We start from the raw sequence: 4170 nt of genomic DNA, 5'->3' as shown, positions 1-4170 counted from the left end.
AAAGAAAAAACATGCACAAAAATTGCGCATGTATAATAAAAATCTATGTCTTGTCTATGTAAATATATGATTGGCTTATAAAAATCGTGAGGGTGTTTGAAGAAAACGGTTATTTATTAACAAATCAAAAGAGCGCTTTTTAAGGCGCTCCATGACCAAAACTAATATTGACAAAGAATACCACATGATATTTTATGTATGTTCTTAATAAATGTGCAGTTTTTAACCAAATTCTTATTTTGCACAACAAAGCAGCTAGTTCATAAAACTAACTGCCTGTTGTACAAAGGAAAAGCCGCACTTACAGAAATAGTTTGTAACTTTAAGTTACAGAAATAGTATGAGCAGATTTGAAAATGTTATTCGGAAATAAAAGAAAATAAAAAAGACCAGCTAGCAAAAGCTAACTGCTCTCCAGAAAAGCATTAAGAAGGAAGTTCAGAACTCAAGTGCATTTATAGTATGGACCAAAATATCAAGTTTATGTAACAAAAATAAAAATCGAGCAGTTAATGGGAGAAACTACTCGATTCGATACAACATGGGTAAGAAGCAGATTGTATTGTGATTAACATTAACGGAATATTGAATTTTATTCAACTTTTAACAAAATCGTTATTTGAAAATAAATAACCACAATAACGTCAGGCAATCAAGTTGCCTGCTATGTTCTTGCATGGTAAATGATAGATTTCCCTACAAAAGAGAAAAATAATAAAAAAGGTTTTTAAATGAAATTCATAAAAGTTTGATAGGCCATGCCGAGGGAAAATACCGTTGCTACCGCATGGGCAGTCCATTTAAGTATATTTAACTTTAATATAGTGTTGTATAAGATTCCATATACGATACAAATGGTTAATATGAATGCAATTAATTGAAGAACTAATAAAAATAGCGGTTGTTCCATTTATTCTCACTTCCTTTATTTGATATATTAATATAATTTATTTAAATGTGAAAGTTTTATTTCTATGAATTTCCAAAAAATGTGATATGAAAGGCATAGTAGTAATCACAAGAATTACTGCAAAACTATAAATGGAACTAAAAGTATTATGACGAGATCAGTAAAATAGTAAAGAAGGTCACCATTCACGGCGACCTTCTTTACTATGCGTTATACCCAAATAATTTTAAATCTTCTCCTGAATCTGAAATGATTTTCTCAAATCGTAATCCTACTTTTTCTAAAAGCTTTCCTGAGGCGATGTTATCTACAGAAGTAATTGCTACAATTCGTTTCATGCCGAGCTTTTGTACACCGTATTCGATTATCGCAGAAGCTGACTCGTAGCCATATCCTTTTGAACGGAATGTCTCTAAAAAGGCAAACCCGATATCAACGTCTTCTAATGAATCTCTTTTAATAAGGCCACACATACCAAGTGGAGTGAGATCTTTTTTTCGTTCTACTAAGTAAAGGCCGAATCCAAGTTTGTTATACATATCGATGGGACCGTTTACAATATATTTTTTTGCATCTTCTAAGTTACTAACTCCTTTGTCACCGATAAACTGAATCCATGCAGGATCGTTTACTAACTCAAGAATAAAAGGAGCGTCTTTTATATCAAACCAGCGAAGATTAAGACGTTCAGTTTCAAGAACTATCAATAATTACACCACCTTTAAAAAGTTATAACAATTAGTATGGATTGTGTAAAACAAAAGTGCAACATATTTTAATGGGGGTGTTTGTTCACATAAAGTTCGTTTGTTTTGTATAGAGAGATATCTTATAATTAGGATTGATTGTAAAGAGTGAGATGCTTATACAATGACTCCTAGGTGACTAGGAGTTTTTACTATATAACTATCATTATTACTAAATATGACACACTATACATTCTACTCAAGGAGGTACATAATGAAGAAATTATATAATGCATCGTTTACGTATTTGATTATCGGTTTATTATCAGGGATTTTCGCTAGGGAGTATGGTAAGTATAAAGGGATTTTAGGGTCTACTTTGTTAAATCTTTTGCATACGCATACACTTGTACTTGGCTTTTTCTTCTTTTTAATTGCTTTAGGATTAGCAAAAGTATTCGCGTTTCATGAAGTGCAAGGGTTTAATAAGTGGTTTGTTTTACATAATATTGCATTAACATTAATGTTAGGTTCGCTAGCAGCGAGAGGGCTTCTTCAGTTAAATGGAGCTGACTTTAAAGGGTTAACTTATATTGTAGGATTTTCTCATTCGTTGATGGCAGTTACTTTAATTTGGTTTATGTTGTTAATAAAGAAATCGTTTAAAATGTAGTGAAAAAGAACTTGTAGCGTGTGCTGCAGGTTCTTTTTTGTATGTTCAGGTTTAATAATCTTATTTTTCTAATTATTTTGTATAAAGATGGTATACTTGTTTTAAAATTAAAAAGGAGAGTTGATTATGGAAATAACAATTGAACATGTAGTAAATGAATTAAAAGGCATACTTCCTGAAGATCGAGTAGTAATAAATATGACAGTACGAGAGTTACATAGTAAAGATGAATCTTACCATAGTAGTAGTTTGCCTGATGTAGTTGTTTTTCCAAAAACGACCGAAGAAGTTAGCGCGATAATGAAAATAGCGATTCAGCACGGAACAGCTGTCGTTCCATTTGGAGTAGGGTCCAGTTTAGAGGGACATGTAATTCCTTACGAAAAAGGAATTACAATGGACTTTTCTCTTATGAACAAAATACTTGAAATAAGAGAAAAGGATTTTCTTGTGAGAGTACAGCCAGGGGTGACGCGCTCTCAGCTTAATAAAGAATTGAAAAAGTATGGATTATTTTTTAGTGTAGACCCAGGAGCTGATGCAACGTTAGGAGGAATGGCTGCTACAAATGCGAGCGGAACAACAGCGGTAAAGTATGGGGTAATGCGTGATCAAGTTCGAGATTTAGAAGTCGTTCTTGCTGATGGAGGAGTAATACATACCGGGAATTTAGCGGCGAAGTCATCATCAGGTTATCATTTAAATGGTATTTTCGTAGGCTCAGAAGGAACACTTGGATGTTTCACGGAGTTAACTTTAAAAGTATACGGTATACCAGAACATGTTATGGCTGCGAGGGCATCGTTTCCAACTATAAATGATGCAGTAGAAGCTGTAATTAACATATTACAAGCAGATATTCCAATCGCGAGAATTGAACTCGTTGATGAATTATCTATGAAACAAGTAAATTATTACAATGAAACAAGTTACAGAGAAGAACCGACACTGTTTTTAGAGTTTCACGGCAATGAAGCAGGGTTAAAGCAAGATATTGAATTTACGAAAGAAATCGTTCTTGATCATAAATGTATAGAAATTGCGTTTGAGACGGAAACAGCAGCGAGAAATAAGCTGTGGGATGCAAGACATAACTTAGCGTACTCTTACGTGCATAGTTATCCTGGTAAAAAGCTAATGAGTACAGACGTATGTGTACCAATTTCGGAATTAGCTGGAGCGATTCAACATGCGAAAGAGGTATTACATAAAGTAGGGCTTATTGGCGGTATTCTCGGTCATGTTGGGGATGGGAATTTCCATGTACTCTTAATGATTGACACAAATGATAAGGAGGAAGTGAAGAAGGCAGACGAAATAAATGAAAGTATCGTTCAGTATGCTCTTAAACGAGGAGGAACGTGTACAGGAGAACATGGCGTTGGAATCGGGAAACGAAAGTATCAAGAAGAAGAACATGGGGCGGCATTATTTGTAATGGAGAAAATAAAGAAAGTTCTTGATCCGCAAAATATTTTGAATCCGAAAAAGGTGTTTCAATTAAAAGATAGGGGCTGAGTGGATGAAAGTAATATAGCTGGAAAGTATTTTGCATTTTGGACCGGTTGCTGCACTCCCAAGTGTATTAGCGGCAGTATGGCATAACATTGCAGGGCCAATATTAGCAACCATCTGGTCAAAAAATAAAAAGAATACTTTCAGCGATGAAAATGTATCAATAAATATAGAAAAATAGGAATGATAAATAATGCAAAAACGTATTGTACATTTTGAAGGAATGGTTGTATTTTTAGCCACGATTTATATGTATTCGATATATGAGTTTAGTTGGATTATATTTTTTGTATTCCTTTTAGCGCCGGATCTATCAATGTTAGCATATGGGATTAATAATCACGTTGGTGCGAAAATATATAATGTATGTCACACATATATCATAT

General features: G+C 33.7%; 5 protein-coding genes and 1 pseudogene. 4 read left to right on the top strand and 2 right to left on the bottom strand.

The genetic code is table 11. The annotated features are described in order from the left end of the window. Nucleotides 1-727 precede the first annotated feature (727 nt). Together ABWK52_RS20675 and ABWK52_RS20670 are read right to left on the bottom strand one after the other, a co-directional pair. Entirely contained in the window at nt 728-910 is a 183-nt protein-coding gene (locus ABWK52_RS20675; protein WP_353772106.1) for a hypothetical protein, read from the bottom strand. Nucleotides 911-1113: 203 nt separating this feature from the next. Then, nucleotides 1114-1617 (bottom strand): GNAT family N-acetyltransferase, encoded by a 504-nt coding sequence (locus tag ABWK52_RS20670; RefSeq protein ID WP_044584735.1) that lies wholly within the window; start codon nt 1615-1617, stop codon nt 1114-1116. 253 nt (nt 1618-1870) lie between these two features. On the opposite strand from ABWK52_RS20670, the gene ABWK52_RS20665 reads away from it, so the two are divergent. The 4 genes and pseudogenes from ABWK52_RS20665 to ABWK52_RS20650 form a co-directional block, all read left to right on the top strand. Further along, nucleotides 1871-2269, top strand: coding sequence for a DUF2871 family protein (locus ABWK52_RS20665; RefSeq protein ID WP_000737896.1), 399 nt, complete (start codon nt 1871-1873; stop codon nt 2267-2269). A 126-nt stretch (nt 2270-2395) separates the two neighbouring features. Beyond that, the gene (locus tag ABWK52_RS20660; protein WP_098541148.1) at nt 2396-3787 is read left to right on the top strand and encodes an FAD-binding oxidoreductase; all 1392 of its coding nucleotides are present in this window, start codon (nt 2396-2398) and stop codon (nt 3785-3787) included. 34 nt (nt 3788-3821) lie between these two features. Further along, nucleotides 3822-3965 (top strand): annotated as a pseudogene (locus ABWK52_RS20655) (bile acid:sodium symporter family protein); the annotation flags it as partial. A 12-nt stretch (nt 3966-3977) separates the two neighbouring features. Continuing rightward, a partial coding sequence (locus ABWK52_RS20650; protein WP_353772105.1) for a DUF4260 family protein occupies nt 3978-4170 on the top strand: 193 nt, incomplete at its 3' end.

This window comes from Bacillus sp. AP50, from assembly GCF_040492675.1.
Classification (GTDB): Bacteria; Bacillota; Bacilli; order Bacillales; family Bacillaceae_G; genus Bacillus_A; species Bacillus_A cereus.
Note: the sequence above shows the minus strand (reverse complement) of the source record. Positions and strands in the feature narration are given on the sequence as shown.

Bases quoted from the DNA above. Each gene is read 5' to 3' on its own strand.
- ABWK52_RS20675 (WP_353772106.1), bottom strand. From the start codon at position 910: ATGGAACAACCGCTATTTTTATTAGTTCTTCAATTAATTGCATTCATA.
- ABWK52_RS20665 (WP_000737896.1), top strand. From the start codon at position 1,871: ATGAAGAAATTATATAATGCATCGTTTACGTATTTGATTATCGGTTTA.
- ABWK52_RS20660 (WP_098541148.1), top strand. From the start codon at position 2,396: ATGGAAATAACAATTGAACATGTAGTAAATGAATTAAAAGGCATACTT.